This is a genomic window from Polaromonas sp. CG_9.5 (assembly GCF_035984465.1).
Classification (GTDB): Bacteria; Pseudomonadota; Gammaproteobacteria; order Burkholderiales; family Burkholderiaceae_C; genus Polaromonas.
The window spans coordinates 42,169-68,099 of sequence record NZ_JAXCHR010000007.1 but is presented as its reverse complement, the minus strand read 5'-3'; the positions used below and the strand labels follow the sequence as shown (position 1 = coordinate 68,099).

The 25,931-nt window shown below is 62.9% G+C and carries 23 protein-coding genes; 4 read left to right on the top strand and 19 right to left on the bottom strand.

The window, feature by feature from the left end; genetic code table 11:
• Positions 1-12: 12 nt before the first annotated feature.
• The 6 genes from RCH06_RS07445 to RCH06_RS07420 form a co-directional block, all read right to left on the bottom strand.
• Positions 13-495, bottom strand: coding sequence for a DUF2271 domain-containing protein (locus RCH06_RS07445; protein ID WP_327080813.1), 483 nt, complete (start codon positions 493-495; stop codon positions 13-15).
• 97 nt (positions 496-592) lie between these two features.
• Positions 593-949, bottom strand: coding sequence for a PepSY domain-containing protein (locus tag RCH06_RS07440; RefSeq protein WP_327080812.1), 357 nt, complete (start codon positions 947-949; stop codon positions 593-595).
• Between the two features lie 477 nt (positions 950-1,426).
• Complete coding sequence (locus RCH06_RS07435) at positions 1,427-2,233, bottom strand: class II glutamine amidotransferase (RefSeq protein WP_327080811.1); 807 nt, start codon at positions 2,231-2,233, stop codon at positions 1,427-1,429.
• Positions 2,234-2,235: 2 nt separating this feature from the next.
• Positions 2,236-3,726, bottom strand: coding sequence for an MFS transporter (locus tag RCH06_RS07430; protein ID WP_327080810.1), 1,491 nt, complete (start codon positions 3,724-3,726; stop codon positions 2,236-2,238).
• A gap of 21 nt (positions 3,727-3,747) precedes the next feature.
• A complete protein-coding gene (locus RCH06_RS07425) occupies positions 3,748-3,939 on the bottom strand; it encodes a 4-oxalocrotonate tautomerase (protein ID WP_327080809.1) in 192 nt (63 codons plus the stop codon).
• Positions 3,940-4,221: 282 nt separating this feature from the next.
• Positions 4,222-5,055, bottom strand: a complete 834-nt coding sequence (locus RCH06_RS07420) for a restriction endonuclease (RefSeq protein ID WP_327080808.1) — start codon at positions 5,053-5,055, stop codon at positions 4,222-4,224.
• Between the two features lie 160 nt (positions 5,056-5,215).
• Between RCH06_RS07420 and RCH06_RS07415 the strand changes: the two genes are divergently transcribed.
• The 3 genes from RCH06_RS07415 to RCH06_RS07405 are packed head-to-tail and all read left to right on the top strand — an operon-like array spanning position 5,216 to position 7,090.
• On the top strand, positions 5,216-5,524 hold the full coding sequence (locus tag RCH06_RS07415) for a hypothetical protein (RefSeq protein ID WP_327080807.1): 309 nt from the start codon (positions 5,216-5,218) through the stop codon (positions 5,522-5,524).
• The gene (locus RCH06_RS07410; RefSeq protein ID WP_327080806.1) at positions 5,511-6,443 is read left to right on the top strand and encodes an alpha/beta hydrolase; all 933 of its coding nucleotides are present in this window, start codon (positions 5,511-5,513) and stop codon (positions 6,441-6,443) included. The genes RCH06_RS07415 and RCH06_RS07410 overlap by 14 nt, the downstream gene beginning before the upstream one ends.
• A gap of 14 nt (positions 6,444-6,457) precedes the next feature.
• Complete coding sequence (locus RCH06_RS07405; RefSeq protein ID WP_327080805.1) at positions 6,458-7,090, top strand: DUF2238 domain-containing protein; 633 nt, start codon at positions 6,458-6,460, stop codon at positions 7,088-7,090.
• Positions 7,091-7,167: 77 nt separating this feature from the next.
• Here RCH06_RS07405 and RCH06_RS07400 read toward each other — a convergent pair whose 3' ends face one another.
• A complete protein-coding gene (locus tag RCH06_RS07400; RefSeq protein WP_327080804.1) occupies positions 7,168-8,013 on the bottom strand; it encodes a UPF0149 family protein in 846 nt (281 codons plus the stop codon).
• Positions 8,014-8,088: 75 nt separating this feature from the next.
• On the opposite strand from RCH06_RS07400, the gene RCH06_RS07395 reads away from it, so the two are divergent.
• The gene (locus RCH06_RS07395) at positions 8,089-9,876 is read left to right on the top strand and encodes an FMN-binding glutamate synthase family protein (RefSeq protein ID WP_442799616.1); all 1,788 of its coding nucleotides are present in this window, start codon (positions 8,089-8,091) and stop codon (positions 9,874-9,876) included.
• 28 nt (positions 9,877-9,904) lie between these two features.
• On the opposite strand, the gene RCH06_RS07390 is transcribed toward RCH06_RS07395, so the two are convergent.
• From RCH06_RS07390 to RCH06_RS07335, 12 genes are all read right to left on the bottom strand, one after another.
• Complete coding sequence (locus RCH06_RS07390) at positions 9,905-10,348, bottom strand: putative toxin-antitoxin system toxin component, PIN family (RefSeq protein ID WP_442799620.1); 444 nt, start codon at positions 10,346-10,348, stop codon at positions 9,905-9,907.
• A 77-nt stretch (positions 10,349-10,425) separates the two neighbouring features.
• Entirely contained in the window at positions 10,426-11,787 is a 1,362-nt protein-coding gene (locus RCH06_RS07385; RefSeq protein WP_327080802.1) for a THUMP domain-containing class I SAM-dependent RNA methyltransferase, read from the bottom strand.
• Positions 11,788-12,071: 284 nt separating this feature from the next.
• Positions 12,072-13,622 (bottom strand): RNA polymerase factor sigma-54, encoded by a 1,551-nt coding sequence (locus tag RCH06_RS07380; protein WP_327080801.1) that lies wholly within the window; start codon positions 13,620-13,622, stop codon positions 12,072-12,074.
• 289 nt (positions 13,623-13,911) lie between these two features.
• On the bottom strand, positions 13,912-14,706 hold the full coding sequence (gene lptB / locus RCH06_RS07375) for an LPS export ABC transporter ATP-binding protein (RefSeq protein ID WP_327080800.1): 795 nt from the start codon (positions 14,704-14,706) through the stop codon (positions 13,912-13,914).
• 4 nt (positions 14,707-14,710) lie between these two features.
• Positions 14,711-15,355: a lipopolysaccharide transport periplasmic protein LptA gene (gene lptA / locus RCH06_RS07370; RefSeq protein ID WP_327080799.1), complete on the bottom strand. Its 645-nt coding sequence runs from the start codon at positions 15,353-15,355 to the stop codon at positions 14,711-14,713.
• 186 nt (positions 15,356-15,541) lie between these two features.
• Positions 15,542-16,393 carry a hypothetical protein gene (locus tag RCH06_RS07365; protein ID WP_327080798.1) on the bottom strand — a complete coding sequence of 284 codons (852 nt, stop codon included), beginning with the start codon at positions 16,391-16,393 and terminating at the stop codon, positions 15,542-15,544.
• Between the two features lie 129 nt (positions 16,394-16,522).
• Complete coding sequence (locus RCH06_RS07360; protein ID WP_327080797.1) at positions 16,523-19,324, bottom strand: two-partner secretion domain-containing protein; 2,802 nt, start codon at positions 19,322-19,324, stop codon at positions 16,523-16,525.
• A 76-nt stretch (positions 19,325-19,400) separates the two neighbouring features.
• Complete coding sequence (locus RCH06_RS07355; protein ID WP_327080796.1) at positions 19,401-21,068, bottom strand: ShlB/FhaC/HecB family hemolysin secretion/activation protein; 1,668 nt, start codon at positions 21,066-21,068, stop codon at positions 19,401-19,403.
• A 354-nt stretch (positions 21,069-21,422) separates the two neighbouring features.
• Positions 21,423-22,085 (bottom strand): thiol:disulfide interchange protein DsbA/DsbL, encoded by a 663-nt coding sequence (locus RCH06_RS07350; RefSeq protein ID WP_327080795.1) that lies wholly within the window; start codon positions 22,083-22,085, stop codon positions 21,423-21,425.
• 72 nt (positions 22,086-22,157) lie between these two features.
• Positions 22,158-22,898, bottom strand: coding sequence for an SPOR domain-containing protein (locus RCH06_RS07345; protein ID WP_327080794.1), 741 nt, complete (start codon positions 22,896-22,898; stop codon positions 22,158-22,160).
• 58 nt (positions 22,899-22,956) lie between these two features.
• The gene (gene argS / locus RCH06_RS07340) at positions 22,957-24,633 is read right to left on the bottom strand and encodes an arginine--tRNA ligase (RefSeq protein WP_327080793.1); all 1,677 of its coding nucleotides are present in this window, start codon (positions 24,631-24,633) and stop codon (positions 22,957-22,959) included.
• 336 nt (positions 24,634-24,969) lie between these two features.
• Positions 24,970-25,887: an HTH-type transcriptional regulator ArgP gene (locus RCH06_RS07335; RefSeq protein WP_327080792.1), complete on the bottom strand. Its 918-nt coding sequence runs from the start codon at positions 25,885-25,887 to the stop codon at positions 24,970-24,972.
• Positions 25,888-25,931 lie beyond the last annotated feature (44 nt).

Sequence of the window (25,931 nt, the reverse complement as noted above, 5' to 3'; positions counted from 1 at the left end):
ATGCGCTGGGGTTTACATGTCATAGGTAAACGACTTGACGTAACCGCGTCCCGTGACGGGCTTGCCGGCCCCTTGCTTGGTGAGCGGTACGCGCACTTCGGCGGGGTTTTCGCGCTGGTCTTCGACCGCGCTGTCGATGCGGATTTCATAGCCCGCATCGATCAGCGTATCGGCCAGCTCGACCGTCACTTTCAGCGATTTCCCATTGCCCACGCTGGCACCACTGACGCCGTCAAACTCGCTGGCCCTCAAGCCGCTGCCACGCGCCCAATCCCGCAGATGCTTGTAGTATTTTGATTTCTTGCCGGCGACCCAGAGCGTCTTTTGGTACTGGCCCTTGGCGTCGGTCAGGTAAAACGCCAGGTACGCACCGTCGCCGCTGTAGCTTTGCAGCTGGGTAGTCAGGGTCACGGGGCGTGCCTGCGCCAAGCCGGGCGCGGCTAAGGCGCTGGCCAGAAAAAGCGAAGCAGCCAGTGTTTTCAGTGTGGTTTTCATAGGGAATCTCCGGTTGACGTGAGGGTTGCGATGCCTTCATGTTGACGTGGCCACATGAAGGCTTTCTGAAGAGGTCGCTTGAAGCGGCTTTGCGCCGTCATTTGGCTTTCTGGACGGGGTCGAGGTAGGCGGATGCGTCGCCGCCCTCGCTGAATTCGATTTCCAGTTTGCGCAGGCGCAGCGAAGCGGGCGTGTATTTGGCCTTGACGCGGTTGCCCAGCCGGTCTGTGCCCCTGACTTCATAGCAGCCGTCGTCCGCCTTGATGCGCTGCACCGTCCAGCCGCGCTGCTCCAGCTGTTGCCGCAACACCTCGCGCGGCTGCCAGTTGGCCACCGGTTCATCACAATGAGTGTCCGCCCATGCAGCGCTGCTGGCCAGAAGACCTGCCAGCAGAGTTGCCGCCAGGATTCGGGATTTGATGAGTCTGGTAGGGCGATCAATTTGAGTGCGCATGGGGAATCTCCTGGGGGTGAGAGAAGACGAAAGAGAAAGAGGCAACCCAAAAAAGGTCGACGTCTTGCGTGCCGGCGCGGCTTGAGGGGGCGCTGTTGGAGGTGTAGCGGTCAGCCTGGCGCCAAATTCTCGCGCCAGCAAACAGTTTGGCGGGTTGCCTGGCGTTGCTTGAATTTGATTTTATTTAACCGGAGATGACGCGGTTTGATGTAGCGCATGGCAGGCCGGATGGCGCTCGCCTGGGCGCTCAATGATTGATCTGGCGCAAAAGCCGTCAGCTTTTACGTCAAAAACACCTCGACTCAATCGGTCACAAGGGCGTATCTGGCCGGCGAAACGTCTCAGGGCCGTTTTCGCGCTGTCAAGCTTTCAGGCGCGCCGCATGCGCGCATGCGCGTTGACGATTTTGTCGGGCCGCCTGCGCGCCGGTTGCTGCGTGGCAAGACGGTTGCGCCACTGCAAAAGACTGTCTGCCGTTCAGGCGTCTGCCAGCAGCGCGCCGTTTTCAAACACCTTGAGTTCACCCGGCGCAAAAGCCGTCCAGGTTTCGTTGGTCGTCAGTGGCGCGGTGACCACCACGGCGATGCGGTCGGTGGGCTGGGTCTGGTCGGCAAAGTTCACGCTCACGTCCTCGTCGCTCAGCGTGGCATGGGTGAACGGGTGCTGGCGTTCGACGTAGTACAGGATCGGCGAGCCGGGCTTGGACGAGGCATGCGCCCACAGCGCCTGGCCGTTGCTGAGCAAAAAGTTGAAGGTGCCGTAGGGCGCAATGCGTGCGGCCAGCTCGCGCAGGGTGATGCTCAACTCCTGCACGCTGGGCACGTCGGCATGCGACTTGGCCAGCTCTTGCATGATCCAGCAAAACGCGCACTCGCTGTCAGTGCTGCCGACCGGCCTGAAGCCCGCATGCAGGCGCGGCGCAAAGTCGGCCAGGTTGCCGTTGTGCGCAAACACCCAGTAGCGGCCCCAGAGTTCGCGCACGAACGGATGGCAGTTTTCCAGCGCCACCCGGCCCTGCGTGGCCTTGCGGATGTGGGCAATCACGTTGCGGCTCTTGATCGGGTAGCGGCTGATCAGCTCGGCCACGGGCGACTGGCAGGCCGGCAGGTGGTCGACGAAATGGCGCAGCCCCCGGTCGCAGCCGCCGCTGCCATCGCCCTCGAAAAAAGCAATGCCCCAGCCGTCGCTGTGGTCGTCGGTATGGCCGCCGCGCTGGGCAAAGCCGCGAAAGCTGAAGGTCACGTCGGTGGGCGCGTTGCAGTTCATGCCGAGCAATTGGCACATGGTCAGTCCTTGTGAACGGGGGCGGGGGGCGTTTCGCGCAGCTGCGTTGCCGCCACCATGGCAATGACGCACAGCGCGGCCAGCATCAAAAACGATTCGTTGAATGCCGCCAGCCGCGCCGGGCTGCTGGTGGCATTGGCCAGCGAATCGCCATGCGTCGCCAGACGCCATTCCAGCACGATGCCGCACAGGCTCACGCCAATGGCACCGCCCAGCATGCGGATAAAACTGATGGCGCTGACGCCTTGCGCCATCAGGTCTTTGTGCAGTGGCCGCAGTGACCCCAGCGTGAGCGAAGGCAGGATGAAGCCCAGCCCAATGCGGCCCAGCGTGGCCAGCCCCGCCAGCAGCCACAGGGCCGAGCCCAGATTGATCGTCACCATCAGGGCAAACGACAGCGCCAGCAGCCCCAGGCCGATGGTGACCAGCAGCCAGGTCGGTTGCTTGTCGGCCAGTCGCCCGACGAAGGCAATCGTTGCGGCCAGCACCAGACCGGCCGGCAGCAACACCGTGCCGGCATGTGACGCCGACAGGTTCAGGCCCAGCTGCATGTACACCGGCAGCAGGTAAGTCGAGCCAAACAGCGCCGTGCCGTAGATGAAACCGACCACGCTGCCCATGGAAAATTGCCGGTTGCGAAACAGCGCCAGGTTCATCAGCGGCATGCGCTGCGTCGCCGCCATGCGGCGCTGCCAGCCGATAAACACGGCCAGCGCCGCCAGCGCCGCCCCCAGCAACACCGCCGCTTGCAGCGGGTTGCTGCCCTCGCCGTGCAGCGCCACCATGCCGTTCAGCAGGCACAGCGTGCCGAACGCGGCCAGCAGCAGGCCGCGCCAGTCAATCATGTCGCCGTTGCGGTTGGCCGCGCTGCCGCCGGGCGCGGTGACGAGCACGTAGCGGTAGGCCATCCACAACGACAGCAGGCACAGCGGCACGACCATGAAAAAAATCGAACGCCAGCCGAACAGGTCGACCAGCACGCCGCCAATGCTCGGCCCCAGCGCGGGCGCCAGCACCACGCCCATGCCAAACAGGCCGCTGGCCCGGCCCTGCTCATGCGGCTCGAAAGCCCGCATGATGATGATGGCTGGAATCGGTTGCACCACGCCCGCCGCCAGCCCTTCGGCCACGCGCGCGGCCAGCACCAGGCCAAACTGGCTGGCCAGCCCGCCGACGATGCCGCCGCCCATCAGCAGCAGCATGCAGCCCACATAAGTGCGGCGGTAGCCATAGCGGCCCAGCAGCCACGGCGTCGTCAGCATTGATGCCGTCATGGCGACCATGAAGCCCGAACTGACCCACTGCGCCCGGCCTTGGCCGAGTGAAAAATGATGGCTCATGTCGGGAATCGCCACGTTGATGATGGTCGACGACATGATGGAGGCCATCGTGCCGACCATCACCGCCATCAGCAGCAGCCAGCGGTAGCGCGCACCGAAGCGCGCCTTCAGCGCGGTGATGGACGACAAATCGGTCGGGGTCGGCGTGCGCAAGGCGGATTCCCGGCTGCGGGTTTAGTCGCGCGGTTCGGTCCAGAGCTTGCCGCCGGTCGCCCAGTTCTCGCGCTTGATGTCGGTGATCAAGATATCGACCGAATCCGGCTGGCCGCCCAGCACCTCGACGCTGACGCGGGTGATGGCTTCGACCAGTTTTTTCTTTTGCTCCAGCGTGCGGCCTTCGAGCATTTCGACGTGATAAGTAGGCATGAGTTTCCTTGGGGTGGGGTTGAAGCGCTGACGGCTTGCGCCTGCGCAAACCGTGCATTATCCGTGTCTGCGCGCCGCCTGCTTGAGGCACGCGCGTGCCCTGTGCGCAGGCGGGTTTATCGGGCAAGGACGCAAGGAAACGGCAAACCCGCGCGTCCCTCGACGCCAGCGGTGTGGTTGAAGCTCTGGAATAGCCAAATTTAAGTAAAAAATGCCGATGGCGCACGGCCTGCAAGCACAGTCAGCTATTAATTTAAGAGCAAAAATGGCTGTTGCAGCCTTTCAGTCCAGCTCGCGCGTGCCCCGGCAGCGGTCTTGCGCATAGCGGCTGCAGCCCCAGAACTGCTTGCCAGCCGACGCACCGCTGCGCGCCTGACGCAGCACCATCGGGGCGCTGCACAGCGGGCAATCGGGGGCAGTCGACGGGTCGCTGAACGCGCTGGCCGGGCCGCTGCCCGCTTGCGCCCGGATGTCGTGCCGCAGCATTTTGCCGCTGACGAGGATCAAGGCGATGCCGTCGGCAAATCGCAGGGCTTCTTCGGTGAAATCGCCCGAGGTGACGACAAAACCGCCACTCACGCCCTGCGCCGCCATGACGCCATACAGCTCGCGCACCGGCTGCACGCCGACCCGCTGCGTGCGCCAGTGCTTGCACTGCACCAGGAAGCGGTCGTCGCCGTCTTGCAGCACCACATCGACGCCGCCATCGGCGCCACCGCCGCCGTTGTCGGTCACGCTAAACCCTTGGCGCCGAAAATACTCGCCGACCAGGATTTCAAAATCCTGCCAGCTCATCTGTTCGATGGCCTCACTCCGCCGCACCGCCGCCGCATACAGTCGCTCGGCCCTGCCGCGCCTGAACGCCGACAAAAGCGCACTCACCCCAAAAAAGAAAGGCAGTGCGTACTGCCCGACGCGCGCCAGCAGTTGCGTCAGATTAGAGAGTAAAAAGCTGCCCATCTGGCCGGGCTGCATCGCTGCCGGCACCGGTTTTTGGGCCAGCATGTGCAAGGCCACATAACTGACCAGCGCCAGCGCCAAACCCAGCCACCACGGCAGGCGCGCCGCCAGCCCGATCAAGGCCTTGGGCAGGCCCTGCTTTTCACGTAATTGCATGTCTCACTTCACTGTCAACGCGATGCTGCGCGGGATTCATCGGGTTCATTTCCTGCCCTGTCGGGTGTTGCCTGCCGGCAATGAAAATTCTCGGGGCGATTGAGTTTTCACACAGCGGGAGGGCGCACGCTGGGCGACAGCCGGAGTGGCTAATTGATCAATGAACCCAATCCTTGTCTGGCTGCATGCGCTGAAAGCGGCTGATTCTAGATCAAAACAGGCGATTGTCCATACGCTGCAAGCGCAAGCAGCTATATTTTTTATAGCGATTCAAGGGCTGGACAAGCTGCCGGTTGCGCCAGCGCCCGCAGGCCCGGCGTTTGACCCACCGCACACGCAGGCCCGCGTCAGCCAGCGTAATCGCCGTGGCGGTGGACGGCGAAATCTTGTCGACGCCGGCAACCCTCTGCGGCCCGTCTGTCTGCAAGAATGCGTGACACAACAAAGGAAGCACCATGGCCTGGTTTGACGATTTTGAAGCCCGCACTTTTGCCGCCAACGGCACCTCCATCCATCTGCGGTTTTCGCGGCTGGCGCGCGGCGAATTGCCCAAACCGGCTTTGTTGCTGCTGCACGGTTTTCCGCAGTCGCATGTGATGTGGCACCGGGTCGCGCAACGCTTGGCGCCGCATTATTTTCTGGTCATGCCCGACCTGCGCGGCTATGGCGACTCTGCCAAAGCGCCCGGCCTGCCCGACCATGCCAACTACAGCAAGCGCAGCATGGCCGACGACATGGCGGCGGTGATGCAGATGCTGGGCATTGACCAGTTTTACCTCTGCGGCCACGACCGGGGCGGGCGCGTGGCGCACCGGCTGGCGCTGGACCATGCGCACCGCGTTAAAAAGCTTTGCGTCATCGACATTGCGCCCACGCTGGACATGTACGAAGGTCGCAGCATGACCGTGCCGTACATGGAATTTGCCCGCGCCTACTACCACTGGTTTCACCTGCTGCAGCCTGCGCCGTTGCCCGAAATCATGATGGGCGCGAACCATCCGGAAACGGCCAAAGACTATCTGCATGCCAAGCTGGGCGGCTGGGGCAGCGCCGGGCTTGACTACATCGAGCCGCAAGCGCTGGCCGACTACGAACGCTGCTTTTGCAATGCCGCAGCGCTGCATGCCGCCTGCGAAGACTACCGCGCCAGCGGCGGCATCGACCTGGACCACGACCGGCAAAGCCGCGCGCAAGGGCAAAAAGTGGCCTGCGACCTGCTGGTGCTGGCCGGGGAGCGCGGCGTGGTCAACCAGCTGTTTGACCCGCTGGCTTTGTGGCGCGAACAGTGCGACGGCCGCGTGCGCCTGGAGACCTTGCCCGCCGGCCATTTCATTCCCGAAGAACTGCCCGAGGCCACCGCCCTGGCGCTGCAGACATTTTTCAAGTGATGCGGAGCCAGCGCATGCCGGGGCCTGAATCACCGCCTGCCCGTCAGCGCCTGCTGCTTGTGCTGGGCGTTTTGGTGCTGGCGGCTTTGCTGGGGTCGGGTGTGGCGCCGTACGAGCGCGGCACGTGGTGGATGGAAGTGGCCCCGGTGCTGATCGCCGCGCCGGTTCTGGGCTTTACCCGGCGGCGTTATCCGCTCAGCACGCTGCTGTACGCGCTGATTGCGCTGCACGCGCTGGTGCTGATCGTGGGCGGCACTTACTCGTATGCCCGTGTGCCGCTGGGTTTTTGGCTGCAGGACGTGCTGCACTTGGGGCGCAACCCTTACGACAAGATCGGCCACTTCATGCAGGGGCTGGTGCCTGCGATGGTGGCGCGTGAGGTGTTGTTGCAGCGCGGCTACTTGCGCAGCCCGCGCATGGCGGCATTTTTGTCAGTCTGCGTCGCCATGGCCATCAGCGCCGTGTACGAACTCATTGAATGGGGCGCCGCCTTGGCGCTGGGGCAGGGCGCCACGGAATTTTTGGGCACCCAGGGCGATCCGTGGGACACGCAGTCAGACATGCTGTATGCGCTGATCGGTGCTGCGCTGGCGGTCACGCTGCTGCGGCGCTGGCATGACCGGCAGATCAAGGCGATTCGCTATTGATTCAGTAGCTGCTTGCGCACGTCCTGCCTGCGCTACAGGCCTGAAAGGCTAAAAAACAGCGAAGTGGCGCGGCGGCTTCACGCGCCGCAGCACTTCTTGTATTTTTTGCCGCTGCCGCAAGAGCACGGGTCGTTGCGGCCTGGCGTCACTTCCTTGCGCAGGGTTTCGACTTTCGGGCCCAGCGTTTTCCACAATTCGCGCAGGTCGTAGACCGCCCAGATGGCTTCGCCGAAGGCGTTGAGCCGGGCAATGCTGGTGCTGGGCGTGCCTTCTTCGCTCAGCGGCGAGACTTCCGGCGTGCCGGTGTCGTCTTCGGTCATGGCGACGATGGCCTGCAGCGCGCCGTCCAGCCATTTGGCGGCGTCCTTGTCGCGCGGAGCAGTCCATTCGTCCGGCCAGCTTTCTACCGCGAACATGAAGCCCAGCGCCCACACCTGCGCAAACGCCGGCAGGTCTTCTTTGGCGAAGGCGGCCTGCTCTTCGGGCGGCATGTCGGCCACCACGCCGCGAATGTCCATGACTTCGGGGTGGTAGCAGGCGTCGTCTTCGAGCGAATCGACTTCAGCCTCCAGCGCGGTGGCGACTTCGCTCCAGCGCTGATTCCACAGCGCCAGAAAGCGTTCCCGCTGTTCATCGCTGGCAAACGAGCCGCTGTCTTCGTCGGGCGCTTCGCCGGCCTGCGCTTCAGCCGGCAGACCAAGCAGCACCGACAGGTATTCGTCGGTGGCAATTGGGCGGCGCGAGCAGATCACGGCAGCCATGAAACCTTCGCAAAATTCCCACTGCGGCGTTTCGTCGTAGCGGCTGCGCAGGTCGTCCAGAATCGCGTCGAGTTCGTCGAAGGCTTCGGTTTCCATCCAGACGGTGTCGGTCTCGGCGTCGTCAGCAATAACCGTGGCAGGGGTGATGTTTGAATTTGTCATAAAGGGGCCATCCTGAGCCTCACGCGAGGCTCTTATGATGAAAGTGTATCTGTCACCCTGCCAGAGCTCCTTTTTATGAAAGAAAACCTGTCCATGCGCCAGCCGCTTCCCGCCTTTTTTGCCTTGCGCTACACCGTGTTGTGGTTATGCCTGTGCGGCATGTTGCTGGCGCTGGTCAGGGTGGCTGAAGGGGGCGCAGGCTGGCCGGTCTGGCTGGCTTTGTTGGTGTGTAGCGGCCTGGGCGCTTTGGGGCTGCAAGATGTGCGGCAAACCCGTCATGCCGTGCTGCGCAACTACCCGGTCATCGGCCATTTGCGCTTCCTGTTCGAGTTCATCCGGCCTGAAATGCGCCAGTATTTCATTGAAGGCGACAACGAAGCCATGCCGTTTTCCCGCGCCCAGCGTTCGCTGGTCTATCAGCGCGCCAAGGGCGAGCCGGACAACCGGCCCTTCGGCACGCAACTCGATGTCGGCAAACAGGGCTATGAATGGGTGAACCACTCGATGGCCCCGACGAAGCTGCCGACCCACGACTTTCGCATCTGGATTGGCAGCACGCCCGACCAGCCCAGTGCGTCGGTGGCGCCTTGCACGCAGCCGTACCACGCCAGCGTGTTCAATATTTCCGCCATGAGCTTTGGCGCGCTGTCGGCCAATGCCATCATGGCGCTCAACCAGGGCGCAAAACTCGGCGGCTTTGCGCACGACACTGGTGAAGGCTCGATTTCTGTGCATCACCGCGTGCACGGCGGCGACCTGATCTGGGAAATTGGCTCGGGCTATTTCGGCTGCCGCCACGACGACGGCAGTTTCAGCGAAGAGCGCTTTGTCGCCAACGCCACCGACCCGCAGGTCAAGCTGATTGAACTCAAACTGAGCCAAGGCGCCAAACCCGGCCACGGCGGCGTGTTGCCCGGCCCCAAGGTGACGGCTGAAATTGCAGCCGCGCGCGGCGTGCCGGTCGGCAAGGACTGCATCTCGCCGTCCGGCCACAGCGCGTTTTCAACGCCGGTGGAGATGATGCAGTTCATCGCCCGGCTGCGCACCTTGTCGGGCGGCAAGCCGACCGGCTTCAAGCTGTGCATTGGTCATCCGTGGGAATGGTTTGCCATCGTCAAGGCGATGCTGGAAACCGGCATCACGCCCGACTTCATCGTCGTCGATGGCGCGGAAGGTGGCACGGGCGCAGCGCCGCTGGAGTTCAGCGACCACGTGGGTTCACCGCTGCAGGAAGGGCTGCTGCTGGTGCACAACACGCTGGTCGGCGTCAACCTGCGCAGCCGTATTTCAATTGGCGCGGCGGGCAAGGTCGTGACCGCGTTTGACATCGTGCGGCTGATGGCGCTGGGGGCTGACTGGTGCAATGCCGGGCGCGGTTTCATGATGGCGCTGGGCTGCATTCAGGCGCAAACCTGCCATACGGGCAACTGCCCGACCGGCGTCACCACGCAGGATCCGCTGCGCCAGCAGGCGCTGGTCGTGCCGGACAAGGCCGAGCGGGTGCGCAACTTTCACCGCAGCACGCTGCATGCGCTGCAGGAGCTGGTGCAGGCGGCCGGCTTGCAGCATCCGGGCGAAGTCAATGCCCACCACATCGTGCGGCGGCTGACCGACACCGAGGTGCGGCTGCTGAGTAACCTGATTTTGCAGGTCGCGCCGGGTGCGCTGCTGGGGCCGCTGGACGAGCAGCACAATGTATTTCGCCTGTACTGGCCGCTGGCCAGCGCGCACAGTTTTCAGGCCAGCCGTCCCGCTGTGCCGCCCAGCGGCCCGCCGGTGCAGACGGGCGACCCGTCAGCCGCAGCGCCTGGGCAGCCGGCGGTGCCGCCTGTTGCGGCGGTGGTCGCTCATCCGCCAGCCTGAAGATTTGCGCGCAGGAAGTTGCTATGAATTAAAGAGCTGCCCGCGCCCGCACACCGTGCGCAAGCAGCCTTTTTGACATCGAAAGCACATGCCGATCCTTGCTCAGGAGCAGGGTTTGGCTGGCGACGGCCAGGTCGATGAATTTCTGGTCGTCGGGGTCGCTGCAGTTGAGGCGTGCCTTGGCGGCGACTTCCACCAGGCGGGCATGGCGGTCAAACAATGCCAGCACATCGCTTGCGCACAATTGGTAAAAATTCAGGCGCGTCACGATTTGCGGGTAGTCGAGCACGCGGGCCAGCTCGTCACGCATCGGCTGGGTGGCAATCCAGTCGAGTTCGCCCGCTTCCAGCGCCTGCCGCACGGGCTTGGCGGCGGCATCGTTGAAAACGAACACATCCAGGATGATGTTGGTGTCGATGACCACGGTCAGCGCGCCGGGGCGCGGCGCAACGCCCTCGCTGGCGGCGTTCATGGGGGTTGTGCGCTGCGCCGCTGCCGGCGCGTTTTCGGGCAATCCGCCAGCGCTGGGCAAGGTATTCACCCCCGAACTCACGCTTTGGGCGACTGGTCGGTTGCCTGATCTGCAGGCTTGCCGCGCGCCGAGCCGGCCACCATGTCAAACCGAAACAGCCGGCATTCAATCGGGCCGTTCCACATCGGCACGCGGCGCGACTCTTTCAGCCGCATTTTGTTCGGCAGCTTGAGGTCGGGCGTGAGCACATGGGCGGTCCAGCCGGCGTAGTTTTTCTTCCAGTGCGCAGCCAGCTGCGGAAAGAAGTCGGACGCTTCTTCGCCCCAGGCGTTTTGCGCCTGCTCGCGACCGGGGTTGGCGGAGCGGTTGCGCGGCGTGTCAAAGGCGGGTTCATCGCGCTGAATCGGCTGGCCAAAGTCGTCGACGTTCTGGCCGCGTTCGCCCCGCTGGTTGCGGCTCTGAACGCCTGAAATACCGGCCACGCCCGCCACGTCGATCCGTTCGCCATACGGCGGGTTGACCAGCATCACGCCACTGGGCGCGGGCGGCATGCGCTGCAGCGCGTCGCCACCGCGCAGTTGCACGGCGTTGGCGACGCCGGCGCGTTCGGCATTGCGCTCGGCAAAATCGACCATGCGGAACGACACGTCGCTGCCGAACACCGGCGCGGTCGGCTCGGTGATGGCGGCTTCGGCCTGGTCGAGCAGGCCGTCCCAGACATGGCCCTGGAACGGCAGGTATTTCTGAAAAGCAAACTTGCGGTTGATGCCGGGCGCGATATTGCAGGCAATTTGCGCGGCCTCGATGACGATGGTGCCCGAGCCGCAGCACGGGTCGTACAGCGGCACGCCGTCCTTGCAAAGCTGGTCCCAACCGCTGGCGGCCAGCATGGCGGCGGCCAAGGTTTCCTTCAGCGGCGCATCGCCCTTGTCCTCACGCCAGCCGCGCTTGAACAGCGGCTCGCCCGAGGTGTCGATGTAAATCGTCACCGTGTCGGTGGTCAGGTGCACATACACCCGCACGTCGGGCCAGCGGGTGTCGATGCTGGGGCGCACGTCGTTGAACTTGTGGCGAAAGCGGTCGGCAATCGCGTCCTTGATCTTCAGCGTCGCAAAGTTCAGGCTTTGCAGCGGGCTGTGCTGGGCGGTGATCTCGACCTTGAAGGTCTGGTTGGGCGTGAACCAGATTTCCCACGCCACGCTGGCAGCGGCGTTGTACAGGTCTTGTTCACTGCGGTACTGGCCGTGCTGCAATTCAATCAGCACGCGCTGGGCCAGCCGGCTGTGCAGGTTGAGCTGCTGCGCTTCGCGCCACGAGCCTTGCAACTGCACGCCAGCGCGCCGGGCTTTGCCCTGAATGCCGGTAATGCGCTGGACTTCAGCCGCCAGCAGGTTTTCGACGCCGGCGGCGCAGGGGAGGAAAAGTTGAAGTTGATTCATAAATTGGCTCACTTTGCCGGGCGCATCGTGAAGCACCGCAGCGGGATTGGGTAGCGCCCAGGCTACATCAGGGCGAATGGATGGAACGTATTTGAACAGGCGTTGGGAAACAGGCCAACCCAATAGCCATCAAAACAGCCGCTGTCGGAGATCGCCACGAATGACACACGGCCAATTAGTCGCCTCCCCACCAGCAGGGGCCGCGGAACTGGCTTCGCCAGGCCGCAGGCGCAGCGGCCCCCTCGGGGGGCAGGGAGCCACACGCAGTGGGCGACCGTGGGGGCTCACAACATTTTGCGCAGATGGGTCGGCGCAATACGCAGCGCTTCGCGGTATTTGGCTACGGTGCGGCGGGCGCATTCAATGCCTTGCTCCTTGAGCATTTCAGCCATCTGATTGTCACTGAGCGGTTTTTTCGGGCTTTCGGCGGCGACGAACTGCTTGATGAGCGCCCGCACGGCGGTGCTCGACGCATTGCCGCCGCTTTCAGTGCCCAGCCCCGAGCCAAAGAAATATTTCAGCTCGAACGTGCCGAACGGCGTGCGCATGTACTTGGCCGTGGTGACGCGTGAGATGGTCGATTCGTGCAGGCCGAGCTCGTCGGCAATCTCGCGCAGCACCAGCGGCCGCATGGCGAGTTCGCCGTGGGTGAAGAAGTTTTTTTGCCGCTCCACGATGGCGCTGCTGACGCGCAAGATGGTGTCAAAGCGCTGCTGGATGTTCTTGATAAACCAGCGCGCCTCTTGCAGCCGCTGCTGCAGCGCCTGGCTGCCGCCGGCGCCCTTGTGTTGCTTGAGGGCGTTGGCATAAATGTCATGAACCCGCAGCCGGGGCATGACGTCGCTGTTGAGCGTGATTTTGAAACCCCGGCCTGATTTGACGACGATGACATCGGGCACGATCAGATTGCGCTCGACGTTGGCAAAGCGCCGCCCCGGCTTGGGGTCCAGCCGCGCGATCACGGCAATTGCGCCCTTGATGATTTCTTCAGGGAAATCGCACAGGTGCGACAGCCGCTTGACATCGCGCCTGGCCAGCAGTTCCATCGGCTGGCGGCACATGGCCAGGGCGGCGCGGTTTTCAACGCAGTCTTTGCTGTCAAGCAACTGCAGTTGCAGGCATTCGGCCAGGTCGCGTGCGCCGACGCCGGCGGGCTCCATGTGCTGCAGCAGTTGCAGCGCAATGGCAAATTGCTGCGCCAGCTCTTCGGTCTGCTCCGGGTCGTTGTTGGCCAGACCGGCGGCGAGTGACGCCAGCGTGTCTTCCAGATAGCCGTCGTCATTGAGTGACTCGATCAGGAAGTGCAGGGCGGCGCGGTCGAGTTCGGAAAGCCGCAAACCGAGCGCCTGCCGGTGCAGGTGGTCTTGCAGCGACTCGTGCGCGCCGGTCAGGTCGGACGCTTCGGCGTCGCTGTCGTCCAAGTTGTTTTTGCGCGCCGGGGCGTCGCCGCCCCATTCGCTGTCGTCGGGCGAGGTCTCGACCGAGCCGTCGCCGTCCCAGCTTTCGTCCAGCGAAGGCTCGGCGCTGATTTCAGCCGTGGTTTCTGTGTCTTTTGTGCTGGTGGCGCTTGCTGTGTCTGCGCTGCCAGCTATGGAATCAGTAGCAGATTCAAACTCCCGGCTTTCCTGGCTGACGGGCGCATCAGACTGCGCCAAGCCAAATTCTTCACGCGGCGCGGCGTCTTCGGCCAGCTCCAGAAAAGGGTTTTCGTCCAGCATCTGCTCGACTTCCTGGCTCATCTCCAGCGTGGAAAGCTGCAACAGCCGGATCGACTGCTGCAACTGCGGCGTCAACGCCAGGTGCTGCGAGACACGAAGGGAAAGGCCCTGTTTCATGGTGCCCCCACGCTCCCCGCTTTGCGTGGTTCGCTGCCCCCCGAGGGGGCCGCCCCGCCTGCAGTCCGGCAAAGCCGGTCCTGCGGCCGGTACTGGGGCGGGCGGGGATGTCCTGCAGTCCCTCCTGATGTATCCAGTGATGCTGGGCGCGAGATTGTTGCGGGGGCGGCTGGCAACCTTCCCCGTTCGTGCAAGTACCGGCCGCGGAGCTGGCTTTGCCAGGCCGCAGGCGGGGCAGCCCCCCCGGGGGGCAGCGCATTGCGCGTTGTGACAAGCGTGGGGGCCATACTCACATTTTGAAGTGTTCGCCCAGGTAGACGCGGCGTACTTCGGCGTTGTCGACGATCTGGGCGGGTGTGCCGCTGGCGAGCACGTTGCCGTCGCTGATGATGTAGGCGTGGTCGCAGATGCCCAGCGTTTCGCGCACGTTGTGGTCGGTAATCAGCACGCCGATGCCGCGCAATTTCAGGAAGCCGATGATGCGCTGGATCTCGATCACGGCAATCGGGTCAATGCCGGCAAACGGCTCGTCGAGCAGGATGAAGCGCGGCTGCGTCGCCAGGGCTCTGGCAATTTCAACGCGCCGGCGCTCGCCGCCCGACAGCGCTGGCGCGGGCGAGTCGCGCAGATGGTCTACGCGCAGTTCCTTGAGCAGGGCGTCAAGCCGCACGTCAATTTCTGCGCGTGTCAGCGGCTTGCCGGCGGCATCATGCTGCAGTTCAAGCACGGCGCGCACGTTTTCCTGCACCGTGAGCTTGCGAAAAATGGACGCTTCCTGCGGCAAGTAGCTCAAGCCCAGACGGGCGCGCAGGTGAATCGGCATGTGTTCGACCGGCTGGCCGTCGATGGAGATGACGCCGGCATCGGCACGCACCAGGCCGACGATCATGTAAAACGACGTGGTTTTGCCCGCGCCGTTGGGGCCGAGCAGACCGACGACCTCGCCTTTTTGCACTGTTAGCGACACATCCTTGACCACCAGGCGGCTGCCGTAGGATTTTTTCAGCCCCTGCGCTACCAGGCGGCTGGGGGTGTCGGGGCGGGCCGCTGTCCCCGGCAATGCAGTTGGCGTCACTTCAGGCATGGGCTCAAGGGGCTTTCTTCGGTGTGACATTGCCCAGTGACGTGCTGGGGCGCAAGACTGCCGCAGGGCCGGCAGGCGGTTTTGTGCTGGCGCCGGGAGCTAATACGGCGGCGCGCGGCGACAGCATGGCGCGAACCCGTCCGCCGGGGTTGGCGGCGTTGCTGTTGGGCGCTCCGCTATCGACCGTGAACACGTCGGTGTTGTTGTCGTAAACAATCAAGGCGCCGGTGGTTTCGTCGTTCAGCGTCGCGCCTTTGTAGCGGCGCACCACGGCGCGCTTGATGAACTTGACCAGGTCGGCGCGGCTGTCGTATTCGATGCGCTCGCCTTCGCCTTCGATGTACTCGTCCACGCCGTCGCGTTTTTTGCGGTAGTAAGCCAGCTTGCCCGGCGCCGCAATGGCCACGGCTTTCTGGTAGCCCTCCGGGTCCTGGCTGACATCGACCTGCGCGCCACGAATCAGCGTCGTACCTTTGGTGATGACGACATTGCCGGTAAAAACGCTGGTCTGCTTGAGGTCGTCATAACGCAAGGCGTCAGCCTCGGCATTCATCGGCTTGTCGCGGTCGGCCTTTTCAGCGGCGGCCGGAAGCACAGCGCCCGCTGCCAAAATGGCAGCCAGCAGAAGGGGAAAAAAAGGGATTTTCATAAGGCACGCTTCTTGCAACTGGTATTTTTTCCATTGTAGCCATGCCCGAAGGAGTCAAATTTTTCAGGAAAACAAACGGCCTCTGATGAGGCCGATGCCTGTTGTGATGCGCTGGCAAGCGTTTTCAGACCTTGCAACAGCTACTTGCGCCGGCTGCGAAAGGTGCGCTTTCCGGCAGCAACCGCGTCACCTCACTTGGCGGGCTGTCAGCGTCTGCGGCTCGGACGGGCTTGCCGCCTGCAGTCGTGCGCGCTCCCCGACATCGTAGGAGCCGAAAACTTCACGGGAGGAACGGGTTTCTGGCAGCACATAGACAATGCCGCCGGTTCCGGTGAACGCCGGGCTCAGCACCTTGTTATAAAAATTCACCGGCACATTGATGCATCCATAGGAAATGCGCTTGTCCAGCAGCGACGCACTGGCCAGGCGCTGTGCGCGGCGCTCTTTGGCGTTGCTGGTAATGACGCGGTGCATGGAAATGGCCGTCTCGTAGTCAACCCACAGGATTTCCTCTCCCTTGAGGTTTAGGTCCAGCGACGCCACAAAGCGGCCTGCCGGCGTGGTGCGCTCTTCGGGGCGAATGCTCGACAGCTTGCGCTGGCCGATGCCGGGCACGGAATCATCGCCAATTGCCAGGCCCAGCAGCGCTGGAGTGGCGCCGCGCAGTTGGCCTTGTGCATCGAATACAAAGACTTTTGCCTGCGCTTTGTCGACAATCGCAAATGGCATGCGGTGGTTGTCGGCCGAATCAACCACCCAGTTGGCAATGTCGCGCGCCTCTGGAGATGCCTGTTCCTGCTCAAAATTTGCCCGTTTTGGGCGCTCTTCCGTCGCCGCATGCATTGCGGAATGGCTGGCGTGCAAGGACGCCACATCCTCCGAAGCAGGTGCTGATTGGGCAGAAAAACTGGCAACCACCAAACCCAGGCAAAGTCCCCGGGCCATGACTATCTCGAAGGAACTGCCGTACCGGGAGGGTTTGGGGTGCAGCAAGGCAGCCCAGAAGCGCAGCCCGGTCCATTTCTCAGGTGTTGTCATACTTTTGCCATTCCAGACACAGGAAGAAGAGCCTGCTGGTTCGCACTGAATCGGCAGGGGTCGCAGACTCAACCATCGCGCCAGGCAGCGCCGACGAAAATTGTTGTCTCATCAGTGAGCCAGCCTGCCCTAGTTGCGCTCTTGCTTGGGCACACGGCGAGGTACCACGTAGGTCTCTGGCGCCTTCGCGGCGGGCACCACGACGGGAGTGTCAGGAGCCACGATGACAACAACGGGTGCTGCGGGTGGCGTTTCGACCCTCAAAGCCATCAGCGGCATGACAGCTGGCGGCACCACGACCAGCACCATGGCGGGCGGCACGGGACCCGGCGGGAATGCGGCCGGGGGCACGGGCTGGACCAATGGGAGCGGCACTACGACCGGGGGCGGAACCACAACTGGTGGCGGAACCACAACCGGGGGCGGAACCACAACCGGGGGCGGCACTACAACCGGGGGCGGAACCACAACCGGGGGCGGCACTACAACCGGGGGCGGAACCACAACCGGGGGCGGCACTACGACTGGTGGCGGCACTACAACCGGGGGCGGCACTACAACCGGGGGCGGAACCACAACCGGGGGCGGCACTACGACTGGTGGCGGCACTACAACCGGGGGCGGAACCACAACCGGGGGCGGCACTACGACTGGGGGAGGCACTACGACTGGGGGCGGCACCACAACCGGTGGCGGCACTACAACCGGGGGCGGCACTACGACTGGTGGCGGAACCACAACCGGGGGCGGCACTACGACTGGGGGCGGCACTACAACCGGGGGCGGCACTACAACCGGGGGCGGAACTACGACTGGGGGCGGAACTACGACTGGGGGCGGAACCACAACCGGGGGCGGAACCACAACCGGGGGCGGAACCGCTATAGTGATATTCCCAGTTGTTTTGGAAACTACCGGAGCGCAGCAAGAAACCGGGAGCGCATATTTAGCCGCGTCTGGTCCACCCAGTGTGTAGCCGCTAAAGGTGATTGCCTTGCCCGTTCCTACGGCTGCATTGTCGAAATTGGCGGTGCCAGGCCCAACCAGCGTGACGCCGGCCGGGCTACCCTTCAGCCCCACGAGGGTTGCCGTGGTTGTGCCGTCGAAAGTCTTGCTTCCGCCGTCGGGGAACACCAGCATGTGTTGGATCAGCGTGGAGCCTCCGGTCAAAACGAAGTGGGGCAAGTAATCCGTCGGCGTGGTGTATGAGACCGGGTTGTAATTGAGGGTGACTGGCGCATTCGGGCCTGTGACAGTAGCGGGCGGCGCCAATGGCGCAAAAACCACAGTGCCGCCGGCCAACCCCGGTCCGGTTCCGCCATAACCGGCATTCAGTACCAGGCCGAGTGGCAGACCTAGGCTTTGAGCCGGAATTCTGCTGCCTCTGGTCAGCGTAATTTTCTCGCCTATGTTGATGTCCTGTGCGGCGCAAATACTCATGTTTCCGTCGGTCGTCGTCATGGCGGCCAGCAGGTTCACGTTGCGCCCGGCACCTAGCAAAACACTGCCATTGACCGTCGTGATGGCAGCGTTCACATTGACATCACGTCCGCAGCAGGCCACAAAGTTGCCATTGGTGGCTGAAACAGGCTTGTTGATGTTGATGTCGCGGACAGCGTTCAGGGTCAAGGTGGTGGGGCTTGAGCTTGCCGTCCAGCTGATTGCCTCGTTGATGTGGATGTCGCCGTTGCCGGCGGTGGCTGTGTTGAGTGTCGTCAGTGGGGGCGTTCCGGCGACTGTCACATTGGGGCCGGTGGCAGTGTTGATGGTGACGCTGTTGGTGACAAGCTGGGCCGAAAGCGTCGCGCCCGAGATGTTGTCCGTGGCGCCACTGCCAACCGTGAAGTCCTGTGGGTCAATCAGCCAGTTGCCGGTCAGCCCTTGCGCTGCGGCAGTGGTGATTCTGGTGTCGCTCGCTACCGTGACACGTGCCGCCGAGGTTTCGATGAAGCCGCCGTTGCCCCCATTGGGCGCGCTCGCGTCCAGCGTGCCGCCCGCAGTCACTTTACCGCTTTCCATGCCGCCCATCAGCATGATCGTGCCTTTGACGTTCTGCAGTGTCTGTGCCTGAACGATACCGGTGTTGTTGACCGCATTGGACAGCAGGCTGCCCGCTGCCTGGGTGGTCATCAACACCTGACCACCATCGGCCCGGATCAGCCCGCCGTTGTCCACCAGCGCATTGACCGCGCCTTGATCGACAGTGACGCGCAACAGTTTGTCGCCTGCAACATCTAGGGTGACGGCGTTGCCTGCAGCCAGGGCGACGGTGCCCAGTTGGGCCGCGATCACGCCCCGGTTGCTGACGTTCGCGCCCAGCAGGGCGACATAGCCACTGTCGGCGGCGTTGATCGTTCCCTGGTTAACGACCGTGCCCGTGCCCGCACCGGAGAACTGGTAATTGCGCGCCATGAAGTTGGCATCGCTGATGGCCAGGGTGGACGCCACCAGACCACCCACGTTGACTGACGCACCCTGACCAAACAGGATACCGTTCGGGTTGACGAGGAACACCTTGCCGTTGGCCGACAGACTGCCCAGAATGTTGGAAGGATTCGCGCCAACTACCCGGTTAAGCGCTACCGAACTGCTGCCCGGCTGCACGAACTGAACGGACTGGCCGGCCTGGATGCCAAAGCTCTGCCAGTTGATCGCCACGTTGGGCGTGGTCTGGGTGATCGTCATGTTGCCGGCCGTGCCGCCAATGGTGGCGCTGCCTGCCGACACCACGCCGCCCAAGGGCTGGGCCTGGACGCCCGCCCCGCAGGCCAGCATCAGCGAAACCGCCAGTATTTTCAGGCTGAAGCTGGCATGGCCGCCTGCCGCCGAAGTGCCAGATGAGATTTTCTTGCCGGCGCTGCGGGTATTTTCAGAAACGGCCACGAAGGTGCCGGTCTGGTCGTTCCAGATGGAGCGGTGAATGATGTTCATGGAAGGCTTTCGGGTGATCTTCAAAAAAATCGAGTTCAGTCAACAGGCAGTCAGGCGACGCTGCGCAACAGCAAGCTCAAAAATACTTGACGGCCTGTATCCAGAACCGGCCCGACTTGTCTGGCGCCGAGGTGGCTGTGCCGCTGCCGATCTTGCGGGCGTAAGAAGTTCTCACGACAAAATTGTTGTAGGCCGACCAGTTCAGCCCGATGCCTGCGCCGCTCAGGGTTCGGCGGTTATCGCCCACAGTCCAAGGATTTTTGTTCAGGGTCACGCGGCCAGTGTCGATAAAGCCAACCAGTTCCAGCTGCCCGGGCATTTGTTCGGAGAGTTTGGGCAGTTGCATGCGCGCTTCCAGCGTCAGCAGGTAGCCCTGGTCTGCATAGGCTTCGCCTTCGGGATAGGCGCGTACGCCGTTCATGCCGCCGAGCTGCATTTTCTCTGAGCTGTCCAGATTTTTCGAGGCGATCTGTCCGTTGATTCCGGCGTAAAGCGACACGCTGTCGGTCACGCTTTGCAGCCGCATCGCGCTGAAGCCCAGCTTGGTGTAGTGGCCGTTGCTTTGCGCAGTTGCTGCATCGAAAGCCCGCATGAAGGGGGTTTGGATGTCAATGTTGCCGGCTGTTCCGGTCACCGCGTAGCTGGTCAGGCCGCCGCGACCCAGACTGTCCCGGTGGTCACCGCGCAGGGTTGCCATCAGGGCCTGGGCCTTCCTGTCGACAACGGTTGACGTGCTGTCTACCCGATCCTGGAACGTCTTGTGATCAAAAGCGAGCAGCGCATACAGATTGGTGTTGCGCGAACGGATCAGCGGATAGCTGCCGTAGATACTGGCAATTTTTGCCGTGCCGTTGGCCTGCAGGCTTGAGAATTCCTTGCCCAGCTCGTAGTCGAGCCAACTGTACGCCACGCCGGCGGTCGCTTTGCCTAACTGCACCTGATAAGACGCGCGGGCATACTTCAGGCCCGAGCCGGATGTCAGCACGCGCAGTGAGGCGACATCGCCCAGGCCAGCCGCATTGTTCAGGTTGACCGTCGCGCCAAGGCGGTATTCGCCGGTGTAGCGGTTGCCGGCGTTGTCGGCATCGATGCTGCCGGTGACGCGCTGGCCAGGCGTGACATCGACGATCAGGTCGGACGCGCCCACTGAAGCGCCAGGCGTCAGGGTCGAGGTGACGTTGACACCTGGAATGTCGGACAGCAGCAGCAGGCGGCTTTCCAGCGGTGCGATGGCGATGGTGTCGCCGGTATTGATGCCGTCCAGCTGGCGCTGGGCCAGGGTGTCGGACAAATTGCTCTGGTTGCGCAAGGCAATCTTGCCGTACTGGCCTTCGATCACGGCGATGGTCGCCGCGCCGTTCTTGATTTCTTGTGCGGGCAGGTAGGCCTGGGCTACGAAATAGCCAGCACTGCGGTAGCGCTCGGTGATTTTCAAGGCCATGCCGCGCAGGTCAGCCAGTGACAGTTCGCTGCCGGGGCTGAAGCCTGTCAGCGCCACCAGCTCGGCTTCGGAGTAAGTTTGCGCGCCCGTTACCTGCAGGCTGTTAACGACTATTTTTACCGCATCGGACGCGGGCGTAGCAGGCGCGCTGCTGGGTTCAATGCGAATGGTGGGCGCTGCTTTTTGCGGAACAGGCGCGGCTGGAATTTGCTGGATCTGGCTGCCGGCGCTGGGAGGCTGCTGGGCGAACAGGCTTGGGCTCAGTGCCAGGAGCGCAAAGGGCAGGAGTTTGGTGGTGAACACAAGATTACCTTTGGCAAGAATAAATCGGACTCGGAGTGCGCCGGTTCACGGGCGTGCAAGGGGCGCAAAAGGTGGTTAAACCTCGGAACTTACTCTAGTAAGCACGTAAACGCTGCAAATGTATGTAGTTCGGCACGCCGACAGTCAGTCTTTTTGTTGTTTTTTTGATCTAACGCAAGGTTTTTGCACATGCGGTTTACGCGGCTGCTTTCCCTGGGCAATGGCTTGCTGCCGCGCTGCGCAGATATACAAACCGGACGGGCAGTACAAAGAGCGCGCCGGACTCAGCCCTTGACGGGTCAAAGGCGCCATGCCCGGCCTGCGTCTGGCCAGGGCATTAAGCCATTGAAGCGTTCAGGCGGCTTTTCTGCGCGATTGGCCGATCAGATAGTCGGCGACCTGCAGTGACCGCTCCAGCGTCTTGGCCTGCGTGCCGGAGGTGAAATAGCGGCCGTTGATGCCCAGGGCCGGCACACCGTCCAGCGCGTAGGCGTCTTGCAGCTGGGTCGCTTTGCGCGCCTTGGTGCTGATGGAAAACGAGTTGTAAAGCTCGGTAAATTTGGCTTGGGGAATGCCTTGCTTTTCAACCCAGGCCGTAATCTGCGCAGCCGTGGTCAGTGGCTGCTTTTCAACATGTATGGCGTTAAACACCTTTTTATGCAGCTCGTCGACCTTGCCCAGGCTTTCCAGCACGTAGTAGAGGCGCTGCTGGGGCTCGAAGTCAGGGCGAAAAGCCACCGGGGCGCGGCGCATCGTGACGTCCTTGGGCAGTTTTTTGGCCCAGGCGTCGAACATCGGCTCGAACGCATTGCAGTGCGGGCAGTTGTACCAAAAGAACTCCACCACCTCGATCTGGCTTGCAGGCGCTTCGGTGGGCGCAGGCTTGTCGAGGGTCAGGTAATCGGTGCCGCTTTGAAAGGCCTTGGCCTGGGCTTGCGCCAGGGTCGGCAGCGCAGCAGCGCCTACAGCAGCAGCGGCTAGTGAAGCGGCTGAAAACGAAAATTCGCGTCGTTGCATTAATGGTTCTCCAAGTGTCAATGTTGCAGAGGTTGGATGCGCCGCCAGCAAAAAGTTCAGCGGCTGCAAAATTTAGCGCTGCACCCGCACCAGGGCGGTTTCGATAGAGTTGTCGTCCAGCCGGTCCTTGATCTTGTCGGCATCATCCTTTTTGGCAAACGGCCCGACCCGCACGCGGTAGACCGTGCGGCCTGCCTGCTCACGCTCGGTGACCTTGGCCTGCATGCCCAGCAGCACCAGCCTGGCGCGCTGCTGATCGGCGTCTTCCTGGGTGCGATAAGCACCGGCCTGAATAAAGTAGTTGAAAGGATCTGATCCGGAAGAGGCGGGCGCGCTTTCCGAGCGTGACTTGGCCAGGTCGCCCAAAGGATCGCCTGACAGGCGCGGCTGGGGCCGAACCGGTTTTGTTGCCGCAACGGGCGCAGGGTCGGCGTCGGGCTCGGGCACACGGGTGGGCGCTTCCGCAGGGGGCTGTGGCTTGGGCGTTTTTGCGGTGCGTTCGGGCTTTTTCGGCATCTCGGGCGCCGGCTCGGATACGCTGAAGCTGGGATCGGGCTCTGGCGGTGCCGACAATTCTCCTGAAACCGACGGCGCTGCTTTGGCAGGGTTTTTACCCGCCAGTGGCGCGTTCGGATTCCAGTCCTTGTTTTTTCTGGCTTCCACTGCGTCGCTTTCGCTGGGGCGCGACGCGTTCTTGTTCATGAACGGCACCGGCACCTTGGTGACGTAGACCGCCACCGTCAGCGCAATGCCCAGGCCCAGCAGCCCGCCAATCACCAAACCCAGCAGGGTTCCGCCTTGTTGTTTTTTCATACCTTGCCCGATGACTTGTCGTTACTGAATTTTTTTGAAAGAGGTTTGCCTGGGCGCTTTACATCTTGCGGGGCGCACTGACGCCCAGCACAGCGAGGCCATTGTGCAACACCTGTGCGGTGGCCGCGACCAGCGCCAGGCGCGCCAGCTTGACGGCTTCGTCATCGACCAGGATGCGCTCGGCGTCGTAGTAGCTGTGGTAGCAGGCGGCCAGTTCGCGCAGGTAAAACGCCACGTCGTGCGGCGCAAAACCAGCGGCTGCGTGGCTGAGCATGTCGGGGTACTTGGCCAGCAGCAGCATCAGCGCCTGCGCCTGCGGGCTGGTCAGCGGCGACAGGTCAACCTGTGCCAGGCTGGCTTCGTCACCGCCCCAGGCCGTGAGCACCGAGCAGATGCGCGCATGCGCGTATTGCACGTAGTACACCGGGTTTTCGTTGTTCTTGGCCAAGGCCAAGTCAATGTCAAAGATGTATTCGGTGTCCGGCTTGCGGCTGAGCAAAAAGAAGCGCACGGCGTCGGCGCTGGTCCATTCGATCAAATCGCGCAGCGTGACGTAGCTGCCGGCGCGCTTGGAAATCTTGACTTCTTCGCCGTTGCGCACCACGCGCACCATCGTGTGCAGCACGTAGTCGGGGTAGCCCTTTGGCACGCCTGCGTTGGCCGCCTGCAGACCGGCGCGCACCCGGGCAATCGTGCCGTGGTGGTCCATGCCCTGGATGTTGATGGCTTTGCGGTAGCCGCGCTCCCATTTGGCCAGGTGGTAGGCCACGTCGGGCACAAAGTAGGTATAGGTGCCGTCGGTCTTTTTCATGACGCGGTCTTTGTCGTCGCCGTAGTCGGTCGATTTGAGCCAGAGTGCGCCGTCTTGTTCGTAGGTCTTGCCGGCGTCCTTCAGGCGGGCCACGGCAGATTTGACCCGGCCTTCGGTGTACAGGCTGGACTCCAGGTAATAGTTGTCAAACCTGACCGAGAAAGCTTTTAAATCCAGGTCTTGCTCGTGGCGCAGGTAGGCCACGGCGAACTGGCGAATCGAGTCGATGTCGTCCACGTCGCCCGACGCCGTGAACTCGCGGTCATCGGACTTGACGGTCTTTTTGGCGAGAAAGTCTTGCGCAATGTCGTCGATGTAGTCGCCGTTGTAGGCCGATTCGGGCCAGAGCGCGTCGCCGGGCTTGAGTCCCTTGGCGCGCGCTTGCGTGCTGTTGGCCAGCGTCTGGATCTGCACGCCGGCGTCGTTGTAATAAAACTCGCGCCAGACTTGCGCGCCCTGCGTGGCGTAAAGGTTGCAAATCGCATCGCCCAGCGACGCCTGCCGGCCATGGCCGACATGCAGCGGACCGGTCGGGTTGGCCGAGACGAACTCGACGATCATTTTGCGCTCGGGGTCGGCCTCTTGCGTGCCGTACAGCGCGCCGGCGGCCAGCACTTCATGCACGGTGGCTTGCTTGGCGGCGGGCTTGAGCCGGATGTTGATAAAGCCCGGCCCGGCAATTTCAATGGCATCGACCCAGCGTTCAAAAGCCGGAGCCTGCAGCAGCAGGCCGCGCAGGGTTTCTGCGGTCTGGCGCGGGTTTTGTTTCAGGGGTTTGGCCAGTTGCATGGCTGCCGTGCAGGCAAAGTCGCCATGCGCGGCGACTTTGGGCGACTCGAAGGCGGCCTTGTCACTGGCACCCGGAGAGAGTTGGTCCAGCGCGATAGCCAGGGCGGAAAGCAGGTCTTTTTTAATCGAAAGCATGGCCGGATTTTACGGTCAAGCCAGTACCGGCCAAATTGACGACCGGCATGGGTTGCTTGCCGGGGGGGGCGGTTGATTTGCCGCCGGTGCTGGCTGCGGGTGGCGCTTGGCGCTGGCTTTTCAGCATTCATTGACAGCGAACTGGCTTTGTTGCGCCAAAAATCAAACACCGGCCGTTTTTCTACGCGTTTGGCCCTGTGCCAAAGATTAGCTTTTGCTATTAAATAAATAGCTGATTACGCACGTCTGTATTGCGCAAGCGGCCTGTTTGATTCTTAAAGTGTGGTTGTGGGCGAAAAATTTGCCCGGAACGGTCATGAAGCGTCGCCGCCCGCCTCAGTTTTGCAGCAATTGTTCGCGCGCGGCGTGTTTTACTGCCTCGGTCAGGCGCTGGGCGGCTGCCGGTTCATGGCGCCAGTGTTGCCAATACAGCATCACATCGACCGTGCGTCCCGGCAGCACCTCTTGCAATGCCGGGCGACCTTGCCGCTGTGCCAGCAGCAGGTCGGGCACCATGCCCCAGCCCATGCCCAGTTCCAGCGCCCGTTCAAAAGCATCGACGCTGGGCACGAAATGGCGCGGATACAGCGCGCCTTGCAGCTTGAAATGCTGCGCCAAAAAGGCGTCCTGCAACGCATCCTTGCGGTTGAAAATCACCGCCGGCGTGCGCAGCATGCTGTGCGGCATGGCGGCGACGCCCCCGGCTGAAGGTGCGCTCCACTGTTCCAGCAACCTGGGCGCAGCCACGCAGCGGTAGCGCATCGTGCCCAGCGGCTCGGCCACGCAGCCGCGCATGGCCTCGGTCAACGTGGTGACGCAGCCGGTGACATCGCCGCTCTTGAGCGCATCGTGGGTGTGGTCCTGGTCGTCGATCACGATGTCGAGCAGCAAGTGGTGCTGCAGCAGCGCCCCCGCCACGCCGGGCAAAAACCAGCTCGACAGCGAATCGGCGTTCACCGCCACGCTCAGGCTTTGCCGGCGCAAAGGCTGGTTGCCGCGCCCGCCCTGCAGGCCGTTCAGCAAATCAGCTTCCATCAGCCGCACCTGCCGCACATGGCCAAGCAGCGACTGGCCGGCTGGCGTGGCGCGCACCTGCTTGCTGCGCACCAGCAAACGCTGGCCCATCGCGTCTTCAAGCGATTTGATGCGCAGCGACACGGCGGCCAGCGTCAGGCTGAGGGTTTTGGCGGCGGCCCCAAAACTGCCGTGTTCAATGACGGCAGCCAGGGCGTCGAGTTGGCGGGCATCGAGCATAAAAATCAAGTATTTATTAACGGGATGCAATTTTAATTAAATCT

Excerpts from the sequence above, each read along its gene's own strand:
- RCH06_RS07445 (WP_327080813.1), bottom strand. The coding sequence starts at position 495 with ATGAAAACCACACTGAAAACACTGGCTGCTTCGCTTTTTCTGGCCAGC.
- RCH06_RS07440 (WP_327080812.1), bottom strand. The coding sequence starts at position 949 with ATGCGCACTCAAATTGATCGCCCTACCAGACTCATCAAATCCCGAATC.
- RCH06_RS07435 (WP_327080811.1), bottom strand. The coding sequence starts at position 2,233 with ATGTGCCAATTGCTCGGCATGAACTGCAACGCGCCCACCGACGTGACC.
- RCH06_RS07425 (WP_327080809.1), bottom strand. The coding sequence starts at position 3,939 with ATGCCTACTTATCACGTCGAAATGCTCGAAGGCCGCACGCTGGAGCAA.
- RCH06_RS07420 (WP_327080808.1), bottom strand. The coding sequence starts at position 5,055 with ATGCAATTACGTGAAAAGCAGGGCCTGCCCAAGGCCTTGATCGGGCTG.
- RCH06_RS07415 (WP_327080807.1), top strand. The coding sequence starts at position 5,216 with ATGAACCCAATCCTTGTCTGGCTGCATGCGCTGAAAGCGGCTGATTCT.
- RCH06_RS07410 (WP_327080806.1), top strand. The coding sequence starts at position 5,511 with ATGGCCTGGTTTGACGATTTTGAAGCCCGCACTTTTGCCGCCAACGGC.
- RCH06_RS07405 (WP_327080805.1), top strand. The coding sequence starts at position 6,458 with ATGCCGGGGCCTGAATCACCGCCTGCCCGTCAGCGCCTGCTGCTTGTG.
- RCH06_RS07400 (WP_327080804.1), bottom strand. The coding sequence starts at position 8,013 with ATGACAAATTCAAACATCACCCCTGCCACGGTTATTGCTGACGACGCC.
- RCH06_RS07395 (WP_442799616.1), top strand. The coding sequence starts at position 8,089 with ATGAAAGAAAACCTGTCCATGCGCCAGCCGCTTCCCGCCTTTTTTGCC.
- RCH06_RS07390 (WP_442799620.1), bottom strand. The coding sequence starts at position 10,348 with ATGAACGCCGCCAGCGAGGGCGTTGCGCCGCGCCCCGGCGCGCTGACC.
- RCH06_RS07385 (WP_327080802.1), bottom strand. The coding sequence starts at position 11,787 with ATGAATCAACTTCAACTTTTCCTCCCCTGCGCCGCCGGCGTCGAAAAC.
- RCH06_RS07380 (WP_327080801.1), bottom strand. The coding sequence starts at position 13,622 with ATGAAACAGGGCCTTTCCCTTCGTGTCTCGCAGCACCTGGCGTTGACG.
- lptB (WP_327080800.1), bottom strand. The coding sequence starts at position 14,706 with ATGCCTGAAGTGACGCCAACTGCATTGCCGGGGACAGCGGCCCGCCCC.
- lptA (WP_327080799.1), bottom strand. The coding sequence starts at position 15,355 with ATGAAAATCCCTTTTTTTCCCCTTCTGCTGGCTGCCATTTTGGCAGCG.
- RCH06_RS07365 (WP_327080798.1), bottom strand. The coding sequence starts at position 16,393 with ATGACAACACCTGAGAAATGGACCGGGCTGCGCTTCTGGGCTGCCTTG.
- RCH06_RS07360 (WP_327080797.1), bottom strand. The coding sequence starts at position 19,324 with ATGAACATCATTCACCGCTCCATCTGGAACGACCAGACCGGCACCTTC.
- RCH06_RS07350 (WP_327080795.1), bottom strand. The coding sequence starts at position 22,085 with ATGCAACGACGCGAATTTTCGTTTTCAGCCGCTTCACTAGCCGCTGCT.
- RCH06_RS07345 (WP_327080794.1), bottom strand. The coding sequence starts at position 22,898 with ATGAAAAAACAACAAGGCGGAACCCTGCTGGGTTTGGTGATTGGCGGG.
- argS (WP_327080793.1), bottom strand. The coding sequence starts at position 24,633 with ATGCTTTCGATTAAAAAAGACCTGCTTTCCGCCCTGGCTATCGCGCTG.
- RCH06_RS07335 (WP_327080792.1), bottom strand. The coding sequence starts at position 25,887 with ATGCTCGATGCCCGCCAACTCGACGCCCTGGCTGCCGTCATTGAACAC.